We start from the raw sequence: 17,907 nt of genomic DNA on the forward strand, positions 1-17,907 counted from the left end.
TCAATTCATGAGCCGGGCAATCGATGCGATGAACCACCGGTCGACCGCAAACCAGACGAATCCCGCCGAAACACACGACATCGCCACCCAGATTGGCCCGGAAATACGCGGCGGTCGCGCGCCGGCATTGCTCACGACGATCGGTGCGACGGGCGTGTGATTGCCGTCGTCTGAGTGTGAGCGTCCCAGTTGCGCGTCGATGGAGCGAACAAGCCCCGCGCGATCGATATCACCGTTGATCGCAAACCGTCCGACGAACCCGAGCGACAACACTGCCGCGAATATCGCGAGCAGTTCGCTGGCGGGTCGAGCGTTGCACAAGCGGTGCCGGATACGGCGTACCAGTTCCTCGCCGGCATCGTTGCTCGAGAAATGCGTCACCTGAAGCGGTTCGCGCTCCCAGTCGTCGCGTGCCGCGCCGGTGAGGTGTTTCAACGCAGCTTCGTCGAGCAGTGCGCATTGCGCATACACTGCATCGTCGATTACGTCATCCGAAAGGCCGCGCGAATTCAAATCCGATCGCAATTGTGCGATCTGCGCGTCGCATTGGTCACGCAATGCCTGAAACGAAATGGATTCCAAGGTCAATGCGGTGACCGTGCGCGCCGTATCGCGCAGTGCAACGGGTAGTAAAGGATGAGTGGCGGCGGTCACCCTGCTCATGACGGCAGCACCGCATACAGCTCAAGCGATACTTCGGGAATCGATGCCGGCACATAGATCTGGCACGCGTGCGCATCGATCATCCGCTTGAACGCGTCGTCATTGCTGTCCAGCGCGAAGTACTGGTTTTCGATCCGGACCGGAATCGCGGCCGGCAGTCTAGGCATCGACCGCAATGCAATGCCCCGCAGTGCGGAATTGACGATTTGCTCGACTTCGTCCGGTGCACCGACCTTGCAAAGGCGCGGCAGATGGTCGACGAGCGCATGAGCGGGCATGGCCGCCTGCACCGAAAGATAGTATTCCGCGCCTTCGGTCAGTCGTTCGTCGTTGATCCGGCCCAGCCACGTCGTCGCGCGCACCTGTTCGAGCGCAATCGGTATGACTCGCGACGGAATAACGGCGTCGAGCAGGGTACGAATCAGCGATTCGAGTTCGGCGAACATCGGCTCCGGTGCACGATGATCGTACAGCGGAATCGACTGAAGCGATTCCGTCGTGGAGAACGCAAGGAGTGCACCCGCGAGCCGCGCGAGAACCGTGTACAACCGTTCGGGATGCTGGTCGGGCGCCTGGACGAGGCGGGCGAGTTCGGGCCACGCGCTGTTGACGCTGTGGAGCAGCCAAAACAGCGCAACATCGGACACGGCGAAATCCGCGATTTGATCCGAGCGTGCTTTCCGGCGCGCGGCGAGACTCGCGCTCTTGGCCGACAGAATTCCCGATAGGCGCTGCGCGCGCTGCATGAGCCGGTCGCTTGCCGACAGGAACAGACATGGCGGAACGAACGTCGCGTCGGGCTCGAATTGCCCTTGCGGTGTGCGAACGAGTCGCGCGATCGGACAGGTCACGTAGTCGCCAGCGTGCTCGAAGTCGAACAGCAGTGCCACCACGTTACGCTCGACGCTGATTTCTTCCTGACCGTCCCCGTTCAGATCGGCGACCTGTTTGTACTCGCGCGTAACGCGACGGGGGCGTGCCGGTTTTTCACCGGGCTCAATGCAGTTGCCGCCCTGTGCGTCCATCAGTGCCAGCCCGAGCAGCACGGTCACCGATTCTACTGTTGCAGGCACGTCTTCGAGACTGCGTGATGCGGGAAGCCAGTCGGCGGTTTCGGTATCGACCAGCGTGCCGTCGGGCAGCCGCAACGACAGGGCCGTGCACTGCAGACGATCGACACTCAGTGCCTGGACGTCGAGCACCGTGTGCACCACGCCCCATGCATCGGGGGTCGCGATGCGCGCAACTCGGTCGTGGGCGTACTGTTCCCATATCGCCTGCTGCTGGAAGTGCTGCGGCGTCATGAAAATCCCCTTGGCCCACAGCGGTCTGGTTATCTTCATCTTGTTGACTGATTCGAAATTAAAGTTGCGGCATGAAAGCGCGCATGGGGGCGCATGTCACTGTTTCGCCTTCGGCATTTGCGAAATCAGGGAAAGGTTGATGTCGACGCCTTCCACCTGAAAGTGCGGAACGATAAAGAGCTTGATTCGAAAGAAGCCCGGATTGTCCTCAATATCCTGGACGGAGACGCTTGCTTCACGCAGTGGATGGGCAGCCTGAAGATCGTCGCCGGGATCGGTCATTTCCGTGACAAGCGATTTGATCCATGTGTTCAATTCAAGCTCGAGCAATCGGCTGTCCCGGGTCGTACCGATGTTCTCGCGCTGGATCAGTTTCAGATAGTGAGCGATGCGTGACAGCAGGAAGACGTATGGGAGGCGGGCATTGATACGGCTGTTTGCCGCTGCGCCACGCGGGTCGAATACGCGCGGATGCTGTGTCGAGTGTGCGGAAAAAAAGCACGCTTGATCGTGATTTCCGGTGGTCGAAAGCGGAATCAGTCCTATATCGGCAAACTCGTTCTCGCGTGTTTCGGGGATCAGCGCTTCGGTGGAAATCTTGTCGAGTTGCCCCGCACCGAGATCGTATCGATGCATCGGAATATCCTCGATCAGGCCGCCCGCCTGCGGGCCGCGAATCTGCACGCACCAGCCATTGCGCACAAAGCTGCGCATGATGTTGACTGCGAGCGCGAAGGCCGCGCTTGTCCAGAGATAAGCGTTTCGCCCGGCTTCCCGCACGTTCTCGGTGTAGTTGAATGCGCGCACGGGCGTCGTATCGGGTCCGTACGGCAGGCGTACGAGGAAGCGCGGCATCGTCAGCGCGACGTAGCGTGCATCTTCGGTTTCACGAAAGTTCTTCCATTTCAGATACTCGGCTCGCTCGAACCATGTCGGCAGGTCGCGGATGCCGGTGACTGCCTCCATCGACGGTTTGTCGAAGAAGGCGGGTGAGACCGCGCCGATAAATGGCATGTGAGCCGCCGCAGCCACTTTCGAGATATTGCGCAATAGCGCGATGTCCGGTGCACGATGATCGAATTCGAATGCCGAGATAATCGCGGCGATGGGCTGCCCGCCCGGCATGTCGTACTCGCCGACATAGGTGAGCCTGAACAAGCCGCTCTGGATGATATCGGGCGCATCGTCGAAATCGTGATGGAGCGCTTCCTTGGAAACGTCGAGGACTTCGATTCTGACGTTTTGACGAAAATCGGTGCGATCCACCAGAAACTTCAAGCCGCGCCAGGTCGACTCGAGTGCCTGGAACGCGGGATGATGCAGGACGGCATCGAGTTGCCGGCCGAGTTGCTCGTCGAGGTTGGCGAGGCACCAGTCGAGCACGTCCGATCGTGCGCAGGTTGCTGAATTCGCATCGACGCGTGCATGCACATCGGGCATTTCGACGGCTTTGGTGTACGGGTCGATCGGAAAGCCTGGACTCATTGGGCGTTGAACGAGATGCGGTCGAAAATCGGCGAAGTGCGACGTATAACACGGCAAACATCTCAAAAAAAGCGTCATTCGTGAACGACTGTTACGTTTCGGTCAAATACAACAATTCGCCGGAATAAAGGAATCGAGCCCTTCCCGAGTCGGGGCGCGAGCGGCTATCTTTCGTCGCTCAATCCACGCATTGCACGCGCTCAAAAAACGTTGTAGAGGGAACAAGTGTGTAGCAGTGCTATATGGTGACGGGGTTTGAATATGGTGGATCTGTTTGACGAGACGCAGCGCTCCGTTTCGAGCCTGGTGGTGTCGGGACGTCAGGCGTATTTCCTCGATGTGCCCGGTACCGACTCCGCTACGGCGCTGTCCGTTGTGTCCGTGCATGCAACCGAGCGGATGGGGGAGCCAACCGAAGTACGGATCGTGCTCACGCATCCGAAGCGGCTCGCGCGTGCCGATTATCTGAATCGCGATGCGGCCTGCACGATCGTTCCGGAAGCTGGCGCGCCTCGTCGTTTCTCCGGCTTCATTGCCCGCTTCTCGACGCTGCAGACCACACGCGACTTCATCCGGTACGAAGTGGTGCTCAGATCCCACTTCGCACGTCTGGAAGCCGTCAGCACCAGCCGGATCTACCAGCACCAGACCACGCCGCAGATCATCGAAGCGGTGCTGCGCAGTCACGGCCTTGACGGTCACCAGTTCGCGTTCCGGCTGCGCCGCGAATATCCGCAGCACCTGTTCCGTTTCCAGTATCGGATCGACGACCTGTCGTACGTGCGGATGCTGATGCAGAAGGCCGGTATCTACAGTTATATCGTCGAGACCGAGCATGGCGATCAAGTCGTGTTTGCCGACGATGTCGACCACTATCAGTGGAATCCGCATCTGGCCGTCGCGTATCGCGAGGCGGCGGGGCTCGAGGCGGCCGGCACGGAGGCGGTGACGGCGCTCGAGGTGCACGCCGTGACGGTACCGCAATCGTTTTGCGTCGCCGACTACAACCCGGAGCAGGCTTGGGAGCGCTTCAAGGACGAGGCCAACGTCGCGCCGCAGGACTCGACCACCTACGGCCAATCGTACGTGTACGGTACGCATCACCTCGATCAGGCCGGCGCGAAATGGGAAGCGCGGCTGCGTCATGAGGCGGCACTCGCCTGGCAAGTCGTGTACGAAGGCGAGACGAATGTGCTCGCGTTGCAGCCCGGCCGCGTGCTGAACCTGGACACGGCGCTGCCCGATGCGCCCGACGGGCAGGTCGTTGTGGAAGTGACGCACAGCGGAGCACGCGATCGCGCTTATACGAACCACTACAAGGCGATCCCCGCCAACCGGCGCTTCCGGCTCAAACTCGAGGTGGACGCATGGCCGACGGTCGCCGGCACGTTGAGCGCGCGCGTGACTTCGCCGGACAAATACAAGTACGCGTATCTGACCGCAGCGGGCTACTACACGGTGCGGTTCGACGTCGATTTCGCCGCTTGGCCATCCGGCGGCGAGAGCGTGCCGCTGCGGCTGGCCAAACCGTTCGCGGGCAAGCTGCAGACGGGTTTTCACTTCCCCGCGCTCGACAACGACGAAGCCGTCGTTTCGTTCCGGGATGCAGACCCGGACAAACCCGAGATCATCGGCTTTCATCACCACGGTCAGGCACGGGACCTGGTGACGAGCGACCGTCGCTGGTTGTCGCGCAACGTGATCCGCACGCAGGCAAACAACAAACTGCGAATGGAGGACTGGGCCGGACAGGAAGGCATCAAGCTCAGCACCGAACACTCGGGGAAATCGCAGTTGAACCTCGGCTATCTGGTGAACCAGCAACTCGAGTGCAGGGGCGAGGGCTTCGAGTTGCGCACGTCGGCCTACGGCGCGATAAGGGCGGGGCGCGGGTTGTATTTCTCGTCGATCGACCGTCCGAACGCAACGGGCTCGCAGCTCGACATGAAGGAAGCGCTGCAGCAGCTCGAGGCCGCGCAATCGCAAATGCAGCAACTGACCCAGGCGGCGCTGAGCGCGCAGGCGGACGCCGCGGATGCCCGGGCGATGAGCGACGTGCTGCAGAACCAGATCAAGGATCTCCAGCAGGCCGTCATGCTGTTGTCCGCCAGCGCGTCGATTGCCGTGACGTCGCCGGAGACGATCCAGCACAGCGCCGGCGCGAATCTCACGCTGACGGCCGGCCAAAACGCCGATATCGGTGTCGTGCGCAAATTCACCGTGGCGGCGGGCGAGCTGATCAGTCTTTTCGCCAGGAAGGCGGGCATCAAATTGTTCGCCGGCAAGGGGAAGGTCGACATCCGGGCGCTGGAGGACGAAATCGCGCTCAGCGCGTTGAAGGATGTCAGCGTAACCAGCACCAACGGCAAGCTGGTCCTCACTGCAAAGGACGAGGTATGGATCGGGGCCGGGGGCTCCTATATCAAGATCAACGGTAGCCGCATCGAGAATGGCACCGCCGGCGACATTATCGAGAAATGTGTGTCGTGGGACATCGATTCGTCCGGAAGTTCGACGCGCACCGTCGCGCTGGGCGCTATCGAGGATTGCGACATGTCCCGGCAGACCGCCGCGTCGCGCCATGAAGCGCTCGTCCCGATGGATGCGTAACGCCATGGAACGTATCCAGCTTGATCGACGTGCGCTCGAACGTTGCGGCTATGCCGTTATCGATCCGCGGCAGGTGGATTCCCCGCTCCTGAAACGCTTTCCGCTGGAATCGCTGGCACCGGCAACCGATGCCGACCGCGCATCTCGCCTGCCATCCGTTCTGCGCCTGGATGCGCTCGGCGCTACCGAGCGCGATGAGCTGTTCGTCGAGGTGATGGAGCGCGATTCGGACGGTGAGGAACCGCTGTTCTGTTTACTGCTCGAGAGCCCGAATACGCCGGGCAGCGTCATTCGCCATCTGCAACGCGTGACGATCGTTCATTCGCCGGCGGAGCGCAAACCATACCACCTTCGATATCACGACGCGTACACGCTGATGCAACTGCGCTGGATACTGGACGAGGATCAGCAGAAGACGCTGATGGGGCCTGCGTCTGCGTGGCTGTTTCCGCTCGAACATTGGTGGCGGCTGCAGCCCGACGAGCACGCTGCGGCGACGCCGGCCCTGCGACTGCGCGACGATCAATGGCGGCAATTGCAGCGGGTGGGCCGGGTGAACGTGGTGCTGGAGCGGCAGCGTACCCCGGCAGAACAACTCACCGCGTTGGGCCGACGGCTCGACCCATGGCTGGCGGCTGCCGAGTCGTTCGCGTTGACCGACGAGGAAGACGCGATCGCCTTTGCAATGCAAGGCATCACACGTCATCCCGAATTCCATCGTCATCGCGTCATCGCGCGCATCCTCGCGCAATGCGACGGGAATCCACGGCGTTACAGCCGCCTGACGTCAGCGCTCGGCGAGGCCGACTGGCAGCGCATTGCGGCCGACTTGTCCTCACCATCCGCCTGATTCACTTACCTCTTCGCGTGCCCATGACGCTTCCACCCTGTCCGTTCTGTGAAAAACAAGGCTTGCCGATCCTGCTTGCGCGCTACGGTATCGCACCGGAGAAAGCATTCATGGCGAGGCCGGGGAGTCCGCCCGTTACGCGGCCCGCGCCGAAGGCCGCGTCCTCCGTCGGCGACCCGACGCCGGCCATCGCGCTCGGCAGGACCGCCGAAGCGCATTACACAGTCCGGAGCCTGCGCGGCGGCTATGTCTACGTCTATTACGAAGTGGGCAAATCGTGGGAGGCCTACGCCGTCGATGACGAAGGAAAGCTGGCGCAGGTGTCGGTCGACAGTTACATGCCGCCGGACGTGAAGCCGTTTCATCAGGGCTGCATGCAGAACATGCAGAAGGTGGCGAGCGCCGCGCTGGTCACCATTCGCGACCCGAAGACCGCGGGCAAGGTCTGGTTCGGTTTTTCCGACGCGTGGTGGACGCCCGCGGTCCGCAAGGACAACGAGTCGGTGGAGATTCGTCGGCAGCACATGCGGTGCATCGACGTTCAGGGCTGGTACAACGATGGTCGACCCGCGAAGGCCCCGCCGCATGCCAGCGCCGTTGCCAACGTCGATTCGGTCGTCGCCGATTACGCGATGTCGGACGAGGACAGCCGGCGCCTGTTTTTCTGGAATCCGTTCCCGACGTTGAGACAGCGTTCGCTGCAGGCGCCGCGCGCCATCGCTCTGAAGGCCGAATCGCAGCGATTGCTGAAGGACAAGGGGCTGATCGTCGTACTGGACGATCCCGTGGCCATGCTGCAGGAAATTTCGTCGTATATCGACAAACGCTGGTCGAGCTTCGTATCGCAGGACGATGTGGAAGATCCGGTCCATCCGGATCAAACATGGCATCGCAAATCCGTGCTCAGTTCGTGTCTCGAAACGCTCAGGTTGCACGTCGAGCGCGAGGCGGAGGCGAGTGTATACGCCGACGCGAGGCAGGCACGACGAGACGTCGAATGGATCGATGGCGGCGACGGCAAGCGCGTGTACAACATGGGGCTGCTGTTTCCGGAATACCGGAAGGCAGCGAAACCGATTCTCGATGAAAAGGTCACGCAGGCGCAGCTCGAACTCGCTCGAACAGAGCGCTGGGGCGCGTACGCGAAGCTGTTCGACGGTGCGCAACGCAACGCATTCGAAGAGCGGTATGCGAAGGCGTCCGCGCTACACGACGCGCAGTACACCACGCCGCTCGCGATCGCGCATGCCGCCTGGCTTCGGAGCGCGAAGCTGCGCGCGGTGCTCGACCACCATTTCGACATGCGCGACATCAACAGCGGCGCTGCTTTCTCGGGTGTGGCGCTGTCGTGCATTCGCGGGACGGGCGGTTTGGGTGCGTGCATGAATGTCTATCGGGACTGGTTCGACGAAGCGGTCGAGAAAAGCCCGTTGTGGCGGGCGCTGAATCTGAATCACGAACCGCTGCTGCGCGCGGTGGACGAGGCGTCGAGCGGTTCGAGCGCGCCATTCACCGGTCCGGACGACTGGACGAACCTGTCCGTCGTTTATTCCGCTGCTGCCAGCAAGATCAGGGAGGTCGGTGCGGCGGTTGGCGCAACCGGCGTGAGGCGCAACGCGGTCATGAGTTCCGATGTCCTGCCGGCGTTGCTGCAGGAACTGGGAACGCTGCCCACGAACATGATGCAGAAAGGCGGCAAGGCCGGTGCGGCGATGCTCGCGACGCTGGGCATGCGCGGCGGGCAGCCGATTCGGTGGGTGCAGGTCGCCGGTACGCGGCGCGATCTGTACAAGAGCGTGCTCGAGGTGATTCTCAAGTCGCAGGCGGGGCGTGCGATTTCGCTGGGTCACCTGCAGTACTCGCTGGCCGATCAGTTGCGCACGTTCGAGATCGAAGGGGTGCCGCTGGACGAAAAGGTCCGGTTCTGGAGCGTGGTATTCGACGAGGACGCGCAAACCGGTCTGGCGAAAGGGCGTGTGCCGCCGGCGCAGCGTGGCGACGCGCTGGGCAAGACGGTGAAGGTGATTGGCGTCGACAAGTTCACGGCGGGAACGATCGGGAAAGTGATCGAGTCGGCCGCGCATCCCGGCGCACTGGCGGGTGTGGGATTGACGCTGGCGCTCGTAGGGCTGACGCAGGCGGCGAGCGCGGATGCGTCGATGAAGCACCTGCGGACGCGAGCGACGCTGAAGATCGCGGCGCTGTATAGCGCGGGGGCGGGGAGCTTGCTGGAATTGGTGCGGGTAGGGGCGCGGGCGGCGGTGGGGAGAAGGATTCCGATGCTCAGTTCGTGGCTGGGGGCGCGGTTGGGGCAGAAGGGGTTTCTAATCTGGGAAGGGTTGGGGGGCGTTGCGGGTGGGGTGGGGACGATCATTCTGGGGAGGATTGATATTGGCAACGCACGGGAAGCCTATTACCGAGATCAAAAGGGTTTGATGGCGCTATACATAGTCAACTTCGGTGCCGAATTCGTTGTAGGTGGCTACACGACTCTTGCCGGTCTCAGTCTTGTCTTTCGATTGGGGTGGGCTTTTGCTGGATTCAATCCAGTTGTTCTCGGATTAACAGTCGTTATTCTTGTCGTCAGTGTCATCATCGAGATTGAAAAAGATCCGCCGACCATGGACTGGGTGCGCCAATGTCTCTGGGGTAAAGAAAATAAGTACAGAGATGCGGCTGAAGAAATGGATAACTTTAATAAGGCTTTGAACGGATGAAACGCTGGATGGCATGGCTGCTGGTGCGAAACAATGGCATTGTGATGTCGGGCCGATATTTGCGCGAGCCGGCGTGGACGCCGAGCGAGAAATTCAATCAATCGCTGCTTGAGAAAAATCGACGTACTGGTGTCGAGCCATGCACGCTCGGCGGTGTCATTGCGTTTAATGAAAATTACATGGACGTGGTTGACTGGGCCTATCATAAGGTCGGTCCGGCTGAGATGATTTGGGCTGTTATGATGCTGGTCCCTACGTTTTTTTTATTTTCGTTTTATTTTGATGCATTTGTTGGACGTAACCCGGATCCACTATTTTACAATTCGGTGGCAACTACTTTTTGCCTTCCTTTCGTCATCTGGTTCAGTCGGAGTCTATTCAAGACATTCACGGGGTGCACCCACTATCCCGTTCGCCTAGATCGAAAGAACCAGATGGTCCACGTATTCCGTCACAACGGAGAAGGTGGCGTGAGCAGTTACCGCTGGCGTGACATTACGTTCGGGATGGTCGGCGGAGGCGCTTTGCAGCGTGGTTTCGTTCAAGGAGTAATGGCCGGCTACGTGCGACGTCCCGACGGCAGCTACGACTACTTCCGCTTGGGCGTGATGTGGCCGACAGAAGAGGGGATGCGCGGTCAATGGGAATACTTCCGTCGCTATATGGAAGAAGGTCCCGACTCGCTGCCCGAGCCTGAAATCCTGCTGCCGATCGAAAACAAGCGCGAATCGTTCCGCATGGGCGCGCAGCTGTGCTGGTTCCTGGCCGGTCCAATGCTCGGCCCGGCGATCTTCCTAGCGCCGCTGACCGTCCCCGGCAGCCTGTTGCGCTGGTTCATCATGAACGTCACGCGTCGGCTGCCGCGCTGGCCGCAGCACATCGTCGACGCCTGTCCGATTTCTCCAGACGACAAATACGCGCACAAGCCCGCCAAGTCGTTGGACGTATCTCTGGACCTTGCCTTCTTCGTGACCGCTGGTGTGCTGGCACTCGATGCCGTGTTGATTTGGTGGTTCGTGGACTGGCTGTCACAGCCGGGCTACCACTGACGAGCGCACAACCGTGATGCTTCCACCCTATCTGTTCTGTGAAAAACAAGGCTTGCCGATTCTGCTTGCGCGCGCCGGGACGCGGCGCGATCTGTACAAGACCGTGCTCGAGGTGATTCTCAAGTCGCAGGCGGGGCGCGCGATTTCGCTGGGTCACCTGCAGTATTCGCTGGCCGATCAGTTGCGCACGTTCGAGATCGAAGGGGTGCCGCTGGACGAAAAGGTCCGGTTCTGGAGCGTGGTATTCGACGAGGACGCGCAAGCCGGTCTGGCAAAAGGGCGTGTGCCGGCGGGGCAGCGTGGCGACGCGCTGGGCAAGACGGTGAAGGTGATTGGCGTCGACAAGTTCACGGCGGGAACGATCGGGAAAGTGATCGAGTCGGCCGCGCATCCCGGCGCACTGGCGGGTGTGGGACTGACGCTGGCGCTGGTGGGGCTGACGCAGGCGGCGAGCGCGGATGCGTCGATGAAGCACCTGCGGACGCGAGCGACGCTGAAGATCGCGGCGCTGTATAGCGCAGGGGCGGGGAGTTTGCTGGAACTGGTGCGGGTAGGAGCGCGGGCGGCGGTGGGGAGAAGGATTCCGATGCTCAGTTCGTGGCTAGGGGCGCGGTTGGGGCAGAAGGGTTTTTTGATCTGGGAAGGGCTGGGGGGTGTTGCCGGTGGGGTGGGGACGATTATTTTGGGTGTGATTGATATTCAAAATGCGGCCGAAGCGTGGAGGCGAGAAAAAGGCGGTATGGTGGTCTTATACGCTACAAATGCGGTATTTGAAATTGCAGCCGGCACTTATTATATTGCTTCAGGAGTTAACCTAATTTTTAGAATGGGGCTGGTTTTTGTTGAATTTAATCCGATTGTTTTGGGTATTTCGGTTGCCATTCTTATCATAGGCGTTGTTGTTGAGGTTAAGAAGGATCCCCCTGCAATGGACTGGTTGCGTCAATGTTTGTGGGGGAGTGAAACCAACTACCGAACTATGAGCGAAGAGATGAGCAACTTTAACAAGGCGTTGATCGGATGAGCCATTTGATATCATGGTTGCTGGTGAGAAGTAACAGCCTGGTAATGTCGGGACGATATCTTCGTGAGCCGGCGTGGACGCCTAGTAAGCAATTCGACGAGTTCATACTTGAAAAATTTCGGCAATCTGAAGTTGTGCCGTGTACGCTCGGCAGTGTTGTGGAAATAAACGAAGGCTATATGGATGTGGTTGATTGGGCATATCAAAAAATTGGACCACTCGAAGTAATTTTCTCTTTTGTGATGCTTTTTTGCCCGGCGTTTTCTGTCTGGTTGGCTTGGGACTTTGTATTGCATCCGTGGGGTTCCGAGAATTTTTTGATCGGACTGTTTGCAGTGGTGATGGTGAACATTATGTCTATACCATTTCTCTTATGGTTCGGTCGTATCCTGTACAACACATTTACTGGCTGTACTCACTATCCCGTTCGTCTGGACCGAAAAAATCGGATGGTTCATGTATTTCGTCACAACGGAGAGGGCGGCGTGAGCAGCTACCGCTGGCGCGACATTACGTTCGGAATGATCGGCGGAGGCGCACTGCAGCGGGGTTTTGTCAAGGGAGTAACGGCTGGCTATGTGCGACGTTCTGACGGCAGCTACGACTACTTCCGCCTAGGCGTGATGTGGCCGACCGAAGAGGGGATGCGCGGGCAATGGGAATACTTCCGCCGCTATATGGAAGAAGGCCCAGACTCGTTGCCCGAGCCTGAAATCCTGCTGCCGATCGAAAACAAGCGCGAATCGTTCCGTATGGGCGCGCAGCTGTGCTGGTTCCTGGCCGGCCCAATGCTCGGCCCGGCGATCTTTCTAGCGCCGCTGACCGTCCCCGGCAGCCTGTTGCGCTGGTTCATCATGAACGTCACGCGTCGCCTGCCGCGCTGGCCGCAGCACATCGTCGACGCCTGTCCGATTTCTCCCGACGACAAATACGCGCACAAGCCCGCCAAGTCGTTGGACGTATCTCTGGACCTTGCCTTCTTCGTGACCGCCGGTGTGCTCGCACTCGATGCCGTGTTGATTTGGTGGTTCGTCGACTGGCTGTCGCAGCCGGGCTATCACTAAGCTTTTTTCAGCGCACATGCACCATCATTCGCGTAACTAAATAACTTGTTCAAAGAAGGGGAAAAACGATGTTCGATGCAATTCGTCTTGGCGACGCGACGGACCACGGCGGCAAGGTCGTCAGCGCGTCGTCGAACATGCGGATCGACGGTCGTCGCGTTGCACGAAAGGGCGACAGGGTGATCTGTCCCAAGCATCCCGACGTCAGCCCCAATTTGATCGTCGACGGATTCGAGCAGGGGACGAACAATGGCGTGCCGGTCGCCCGTCATGGCTATCGGGCGACATGTGGTTGTCGTCTGATATCGAGCCTGCGTTGACGGCCGCGCGATGCCGGTGATCCTCCCGCCACGGCCGCAGCGTCCGCTACCCACGCCTCCCCGAGTCGCTGTCTGGCTGGTGGTGTGCGCGTGCGTTATCGCGGGCGCCGCCGCGTACACGCTCGCTACGTGGCCGAAGGGCGTTCCCGCCGGCACCGTCTGGTTCTGGATCCGCGTACTGGGCTTTCCCGTGCTTGCTTGCGCGATTGCGTATGGTTTTCGGTTGCTGTATTTCGAGCGCGAAAGAGAGCGTCAAGATGCCGAACACGAACAGTGGCGGGAGGATTGCGCAGAAGCAACCCGATTCGCTCAGGAGCCGGTCGCGTTGCTTGCGTCGGGCTATCTGTGCTCGCTCGGCAGCGTCGATGTCGCGGGCGCCATGGCCAACGGCGTCCGGCCACTTGAGTCGGCCGTGCTGGCAGCCGGCGGAGAGGCGCTCCGCCATACGGCATTGCGTCTGATCGACGATGCCGCGCTTGCCGATCGCTACGCATCCTGCTTCCGCGAGTTGCTGGCCATGATCGACGATGCACTCGATGGGCTGCCACGGGCATTGCGGTTCGAGATCTTACTGGACTGCCCGACGAATATCGAAGCTGACGCATTCCGCGACATCTGGCAACGATGCTGGGCGCAGGCGGGACATCGGGCCGCCGACGCGTTCGTGCTTGCACATGATGAAGGCGTGATGGCGGTCGATGCATGGCTCGATGCTTATGGCGGGCCGGCACTCGAGAAATACACGCTGTTTGTGGCCGCCCAGCTATACGACAAGCCGCATGCGGGTAGCGCGGAAACGGCGGTCGCGTTGCTGTTCGGCTGGACGCAGATGGCACGACGCAACGGGGCGCCAATACACGCGTTGATGCATCGGCCGGTGGAAAGATCGAGTGATGCAGTGCTCGATGTATTGCGCACAGGCGTCGAGTGGGGGCACGCGAAGCCCGAACAGGTGAAGGATGTGTGGCAAACCGGGCTCTCATCGGCCGACAAGCCGGCGTTGCTCATGGCGGCGTCCGAACTCGAGCTCGGCGCGTCCAATACCGACGATCTGTCCGGGTTTCACGATATCGATCTGGCGATCGGGCACGCAGGGGTTGCCGCTGCGTGGCTCGCCATCGCACTGGCAGCGGAGCATGCCGTTCAGTCGGGAACGGCGCAGGCCATCGCGACACGCGGCCGCGAGCTCCGTGTCGCGGTCGTTCAGCCCCCACCCGTCCGCGGAGACGGGCACACGCAGGCACCGACGGAAAACGAGAACGAAGGTATTGACGCATGAGCAGCAAGAAGATGTCGGGGTACTGGATCGTGATCGGTGCGCTCACCGCGATCGCGGGCATCGTGGCGTACTACATGGGAGAGACGGTCCATCCGTCACCCTTGGTGCGTATGCTGGCGGTTGCGCTCGTGGGTGCGCTCCTGCTCGCGATGGAAGGGCTGGTTCGCGGCGCATGGCGGTGGACGGCACGGACCGCAGGCACGAAACAGCGAAGCCGGTATGAGCGCGATCCGGCGGCCCGTGTCGGCGCGCCGGAAGCCGCGGTCGGTCCGGTAACCGGAAACTGGGCGACGGATCTGAAGGTGGCGCTGCGGCATCGATACGGCTGGCGCTGGCGTTACCGCTTGCCCTGGTTGTTGCTAGCGGCAACCGATTCGACGATTGGCCGGTTGTCGCCGGAACTGGCTGCGCGCGGGTGGATGATCACGAGCGACGCGGTGTTGTTGTGGGGGCGACAAGGGTCGGACGGCCGGCAGGACGACGTGTGGTTGCGTCGAATCCGCCGCATGCGCTGCCGTCGCCCCGTCGATGCAATCGTGCTGGCGGTGAACGACACGACCTTGTCGCAGGAGGGCGCACGCGGCGGGAATGACTGGGCGGTTCACCTCGCACGCGTCACTCGGCTTCTGCGCTGGTCGGCGCCGGTCTACGTGCTCGATCTCGCCGGCGAAGATTCCGTTCACCACGCCGATACGCCCGTCACCGGCTGCGAATTCGCCAATTCGACGGATGCATCCGCCATCGAGGCCGCGCTGCTCGAGTTGCGCGATCGGCTCGCCGATATCAGCGTCGGACAACTGGCGCGCCATGGCGACGATCGCCACTTGTCGGACCTGTCGGCCCGGCTCGATATGCGTAGCGGGCCGCTGGCGCGCTGGATCGTGAACCTGTCGGACTGGCAACGTCGCCCGCAGCCGGTAGTCGGGGCGTTTTTCGCGCCTTGGCCGGCTCCCGGCACCGAAGGCGCCGGATTGCCGCTGTGGCGCTATCTTCGCGATGCCGCCGCGCGTCGGCCGGGGCGCCGCACCGGAGCGCATCCGATTGCGATACTGTCGACGCATGCAATGGCGATCGTTGGTTTGTGGGGCGCGGGGATGCTGATGTCCGGCTTGACGAACGCGCGTGAGCTCGCGCTCACGAACGATGCGCTACGTACGCTCGAGCGTGCCGCCGACGCGTCCGCTCGCCTGCGAGCGCTGCTCGCATTGCAGCAACGCATTGAGTTTTACGAGGCGCGGATAGAACATCCGAGGCTTTTTTCCCGCTTCGGCCTGAATCACGATCAGGACGTGCTCGCCGCACTATGGACACGCTACCCGCGCGAAGCGCGTCCCCAGCTCATCGCGCCCGTGCAGCAGAACATCGAAGCCCAACTGGTCGATCTGGCCCAGATGCCCGCCACGGCGCTCGACGATCAGGCCGGCCATCTTGCGCGCGCCGGCCATGCCGCACTCAAGGCGTACTTGATGATGGTCGAGCCGACGCGGGCGGATGCCGCTTTCCTGACGCCGCAGCTCGCCCGATACTGGAGCGGCGGCGCAGGACTTTCCGCAGGCGAAAAACTCGATCTGTCGCAGCGGCTGCTGTCGTTCTATGCGCAGCACTTGAGCGCGCATCCTGATTGGCGTATCGCGCCGCGCGACGACCTCGTCGGTGGTGCCCGCCAGACATTGCTCGCCGTGATCGGCGTTCGGAACTCGGACGATACGATCTACCAGGAGATTCTCGGCTCGGTCGGGCACAAATACCCCGACCAGACACTCGCTTCGCTGACGGCGGGAACCGATACCCGTGGATTGCTGCGGACGTCGGCGAGCGTGCCCGGCGCGTTTACGCGCCAGGCATGGGACGGCACGATCGAGGCATCGATCGACGCGATGGCCAAGCGCAACGGCGTGACGGCGGACTGGGTGCTCGGAACGGGCGGGGCTCATTCCGACGCGCTGGCGACGACGCCCGACGCGTTGCGAGCCGCGCTGCGCGCACGCTACTTCGCGGACTACGCGGAACATTGGCAGACCTTCATGAACGGCATCGTGTGCGAGCCGGCACGGACGCTGCCGGCGGCCATCGCTCAGTTGAAGGTGATCGCGGATGCCCGGCAGTCGCCGGTGATCGCACTGATGAAATCGCTCGAATACCACGGAGGCGCCGGTGCCGTGCGGACGTCGCTGTCCGACACGCTGGTGACCAAGGCGCAGAGCATCCTCGCCAGCAAGGACGACGCGCCGCAGGTGGCAAGCCCCGATCCGGCCGGCCCGTTGGGGGCATCGTTCGGGCCGGTACTGCGCTTGGTCGCTGCCGGCGGCGCCGCGGGCGCCGGCGCGATCGGAGATCTGAGCCTGCAGCGCTTTACCGAGCGCCTCACGATGCTGCGCCTGAAACTGCAGCAGATTGCGGACAGCCCCGATGCCGACGGCGAAGCCCGGCAGGTCGCACACGCGCTCTTTCAAGGCAGGAGCTCGGAACTTGCCGATACGCTCGCCTACGCTCAACTCATTGCCGCGAGCCTTGGCGAGCAGTGGGCCGGGATGGGCCAGGCGCTGTTCGTGCGGCCAGCCGCGCAAGCCGCACAAGCGGTTCTCGAACCGGCGCAGGCGAGCCTGAACGACGTCTGGCGACAGACGATCGTCGCGACCTGGAACCGGTCGTTTGCCGGCCGCTATCCGTTCGCGAACACCATCAACGACGCGTCGCTGCCCGAGCTGGCGCGCTTCCTGCGTCCGCAAGGCGGACTCATCGGTTCATTCCTCGCGACCCAGCTCGCCGGCGTGCTGACGCTGCAAGGCGATCAGTGGGTGCCGGCATCGACCGGCTCGGGCGCGAGCAGCGCGGCCCGCACGATCGATCCCGGTTTCCTCGACGCCATCAACCGGTTGCAGCGGATCGCCGCTCACCTGCTCGCGCAGGGGGAGCCCCGGTATGCGTTCGATCTGAAGCCCGTTCCCGTGTCCGGCGTGATCGATACGCGCCTGACCATCGATGGCCAGGTTCTTCACTACTACAACCAGCAGGAAACATGGCAGACGTTCACGTGGCCGTCGAGCGAGCCGCAGAAAGCGGGTACCCGGCTCGAGTGGCAAACCGAGCGCTCCGGTACGAACCTGAATCTGGAATTCAACGGACGTTGGGCGCTGGTGCGCATGCTGGAACGGGCGCAGGTAACGCCGGTCGATACCGCCACTTATCAACTTACCTGGCAGGCTGCCGTGCCGTTGACGCCGGAAACCAGGGCAGCCGGCGTGCAGGCGGGCGATGACGACGCGTTGACGACGCACGGGCCGTTGACGCCGGCGCCGTCATCGCTCACATATCCGCTGACCTATCTGATGCGTATGGATGTAGGCAAGGGGCCGCTCGAGTTGCTGTCGCTTCGCGGGTTCGCCTTGCCGTCGCGCATTTTCGCGTCTCGACCGTCCACCCCTCGCGCGGGTGGGGCTGCCTCGCAGCCGTCGCCCCTGCCACCCGGTGCGGTCGCGGCAGCTCGCCATGCGTCGGTGCCCATCCCGGGCGGGCCGATACCGGAATGACACAACAGGACA

The 17,907-nt window shown here is 61.9% G+C and carries 12 protein-coding genes; 9 read left to right on the top strand and 3 right to left on the bottom strand.

Annotated features, from left to right (window positions below):
* Genes CFB49_RS21860 through tssC form a run of 3 tightly spaced genes read right to left on the bottom strand, consistent with a single transcriptional unit; the run spans position 1 to position 3,407 of the window.
* Complete coding sequence (locus tag CFB49_RS21860) at positions 1–663, bottom strand: DotU family type IV/VI secretion system protein (RefSeq protein WP_089492289.1); 663 nt, start codon at positions 661–663, stop codon at positions 1–3.
* Entirely contained in the window at positions 660–2,006 is a 1,347-nt protein-coding gene (gene tssK, locus CFB49_RS21865; protein WP_089492290.1) for a type VI secretion system baseplate subunit TssK, read from the bottom strand. Before tssK ends, CFB49_RS21860 begins: the two co-directional genes overlap by 4 nt.
* A gap of 57 nt (positions 2,007–2,063) precedes the next feature.
* The gene (gene tssC / locus CFB49_RS21870) at positions 2,064–3,407 is read right to left on the bottom strand and encodes a type VI secretion system contractile sheath large subunit (protein ID WP_249190237.1); all 1,344 of its coding nucleotides are present in this window, start codon (positions 3,405–3,407) and stop codon (positions 2,064–2,066) included.
* 306 nt (positions 3,408–3,713) lie between these two features.
* Here tssC and CFB49_RS21875 point away from each other — a divergent pair, with 306 nt between their 5' ends.
* From CFB49_RS21875 to CFB49_RS21915, 9 genes are all read left to right on the top strand, one after another.
* Positions 3,714–6,062: a type VI secretion system Vgr family protein gene (locus tag CFB49_RS21875; protein ID WP_089492292.1), complete on the top strand. Its 2,349-nt coding sequence runs from the start codon at positions 3,714–3,716 to the stop codon at positions 6,060–6,062.
* Positions 6,063–6,066: 4 nt separating this feature from the next.
* Positions 6,067–6,912: a DUF4123 domain-containing protein gene (locus CFB49_RS21880; RefSeq protein WP_089492293.1), complete on the top strand. Its 846-nt coding sequence runs from the start codon at positions 6,067–6,069 to the stop codon at positions 6,910–6,912.
* A gap of 23 nt (positions 6,913–6,935) precedes the next feature.
* The gene (locus tag CFB49_RS21885) at positions 6,936–9,629 is read left to right on the top strand and encodes a T6SS effector BTH_I2691 family protein (protein ID WP_249190210.1); all 2,694 of its coding nucleotides are present in this window, start codon (positions 6,936–6,938) and stop codon (positions 9,627–9,629) included.
* 8 nt (positions 9,630–9,637) lie between these two features.
* A complete protein-coding gene (locus tag CFB49_RS36855; RefSeq protein ID WP_249190209.1) occupies positions 9,638–10,678 on the top strand; it encodes a DUF6708 domain-containing protein in 1,041 nt (346 codons plus the stop codon).
* A 13-nt stretch (positions 10,679–10,691) separates the two neighbouring features.
* On the top strand, positions 10,692–11,702 hold the full coding sequence (locus CFB49_RS21895) for a hypothetical protein (protein ID WP_179234930.1): 1,011 nt from the start codon (positions 10,692–10,694) through the stop codon (positions 11,700–11,702).
* Entirely contained in the window at positions 11,699–12,766 is a 1,068-nt protein-coding gene (locus tag CFB49_RS36860; RefSeq protein ID WP_249190208.1) for a DUF6708 domain-containing protein, read from the top strand. The genes CFB49_RS21895 and CFB49_RS36860 overlap by 4 nt, the downstream gene beginning before the upstream one ends.
* Positions 12,767–12,834: 68 nt before the next feature.
* The gene (locus tag CFB49_RS21905; protein ID WP_089492296.1) at positions 12,835–13,086 is read left to right on the top strand and encodes a PAAR domain-containing protein; all 252 of its coding nucleotides are present in this window, start codon (positions 12,835–12,837) and stop codon (positions 13,084–13,086) included.
* A gap of 10 nt (positions 13,087–13,096) precedes the next feature.
* The gene (locus CFB49_RS21910) at positions 13,097–14,365 is read left to right on the top strand and encodes a hypothetical protein (protein ID WP_249190207.1); all 1,269 of its coding nucleotides are present in this window, start codon (positions 13,097–13,099) and stop codon (positions 14,363–14,365) included.
* Positions 14,362–17,895 carry an ImcF-related family protein gene (locus CFB49_RS21915; RefSeq protein ID WP_089492297.1) on the top strand — a complete coding sequence of 1,178 codons (3,534 nt, stop codon included), beginning with the start codon at positions 14,362–14,364 and terminating at the stop codon, positions 17,893–17,895. The genes CFB49_RS21910 and CFB49_RS21915 overlap by 4 nt, the downstream gene beginning before the upstream one ends.
* Positions 17,896–17,907 lie beyond the last annotated feature (12 nt).

The sequence above is a fragment of the Burkholderia sp. AU17457 genome (genome assembly GCF_002223255.1).
GTDB classification, from domain to species: domain Bacteria; phylum Pseudomonadota; class Gammaproteobacteria; order Burkholderiales; family Burkholderiaceae; genus Burkholderia; species Burkholderia sola.

What these genes read in the sequence shown, in the direction of transcription:
- CFB49_RS21860 (WP_089492289.1), bottom strand. Translation starts at nt 663, where the DNA reads ATGAGCAGGGTGACCGCCGCCACTCATCCTTTACTACCCGTTGCACTG.
- tssK (WP_089492290.1), bottom strand. Translation starts at nt 2,006, where the DNA reads ATGAAGATAACCAGACCGCTGTGGGCCAAGGGGATTTTCATGACGCCG.
- tssC (WP_249190237.1), bottom strand. Translation starts at nt 3,407, where the DNA reads ATGCCCGATGTGCATGCACGCGTCGATGCGAATTCAGCAACCTGCGCA.
- CFB49_RS21875 (WP_089492292.1), top strand. Translation starts at nt 3,714, where the DNA reads ATGGTGGATCTGTTTGACGAGACGCAGCGCTCCGTTTCGAGCCTGGTG.
- CFB49_RS21880 (WP_089492293.1), top strand. Translation starts at nt 6,067, where the DNA reads ATGGAACGTATCCAGCTTGATCGACGTGCGCTCGAACGTTGCGGCTAT.
- CFB49_RS21885 (WP_249190210.1), top strand. Translation starts at nt 6,936, where the DNA reads ATGACGCTTCCACCCTGTCCGTTCTGTGAAAAACAAGGCTTGCCGATC.
- CFB49_RS36855 (WP_249190209.1), top strand. Translation starts at nt 9,638, where the DNA reads ATGGCATGGCTGCTGGTGCGAAACAATGGCATTGTGATGTCGGGCCGA.
- CFB49_RS36860 (WP_249190208.1), top strand. Translation starts at nt 11,699, where the DNA reads ATGAGCCATTTGATATCATGGTTGCTGGTGAGAAGTAACAGCCTGGTA.
- CFB49_RS21905 (WP_089492296.1), top strand. Translation starts at nt 12,835, where the DNA reads ATGTTCGATGCAATTCGTCTTGGCGACGCGACGGACCACGGCGGCAAG.
- CFB49_RS21910 (WP_249190207.1), top strand. Translation starts at nt 13,097, where the DNA reads ATGCCGGTGATCCTCCCGCCACGGCCGCAGCGTCCGCTACCCACGCCT.
- CFB49_RS21915 (WP_089492297.1), top strand. Translation starts at nt 14,362, where the DNA reads ATGAGCAGCAAGAAGATGTCGGGGTACTGGATCGTGATCGGTGCGCTC.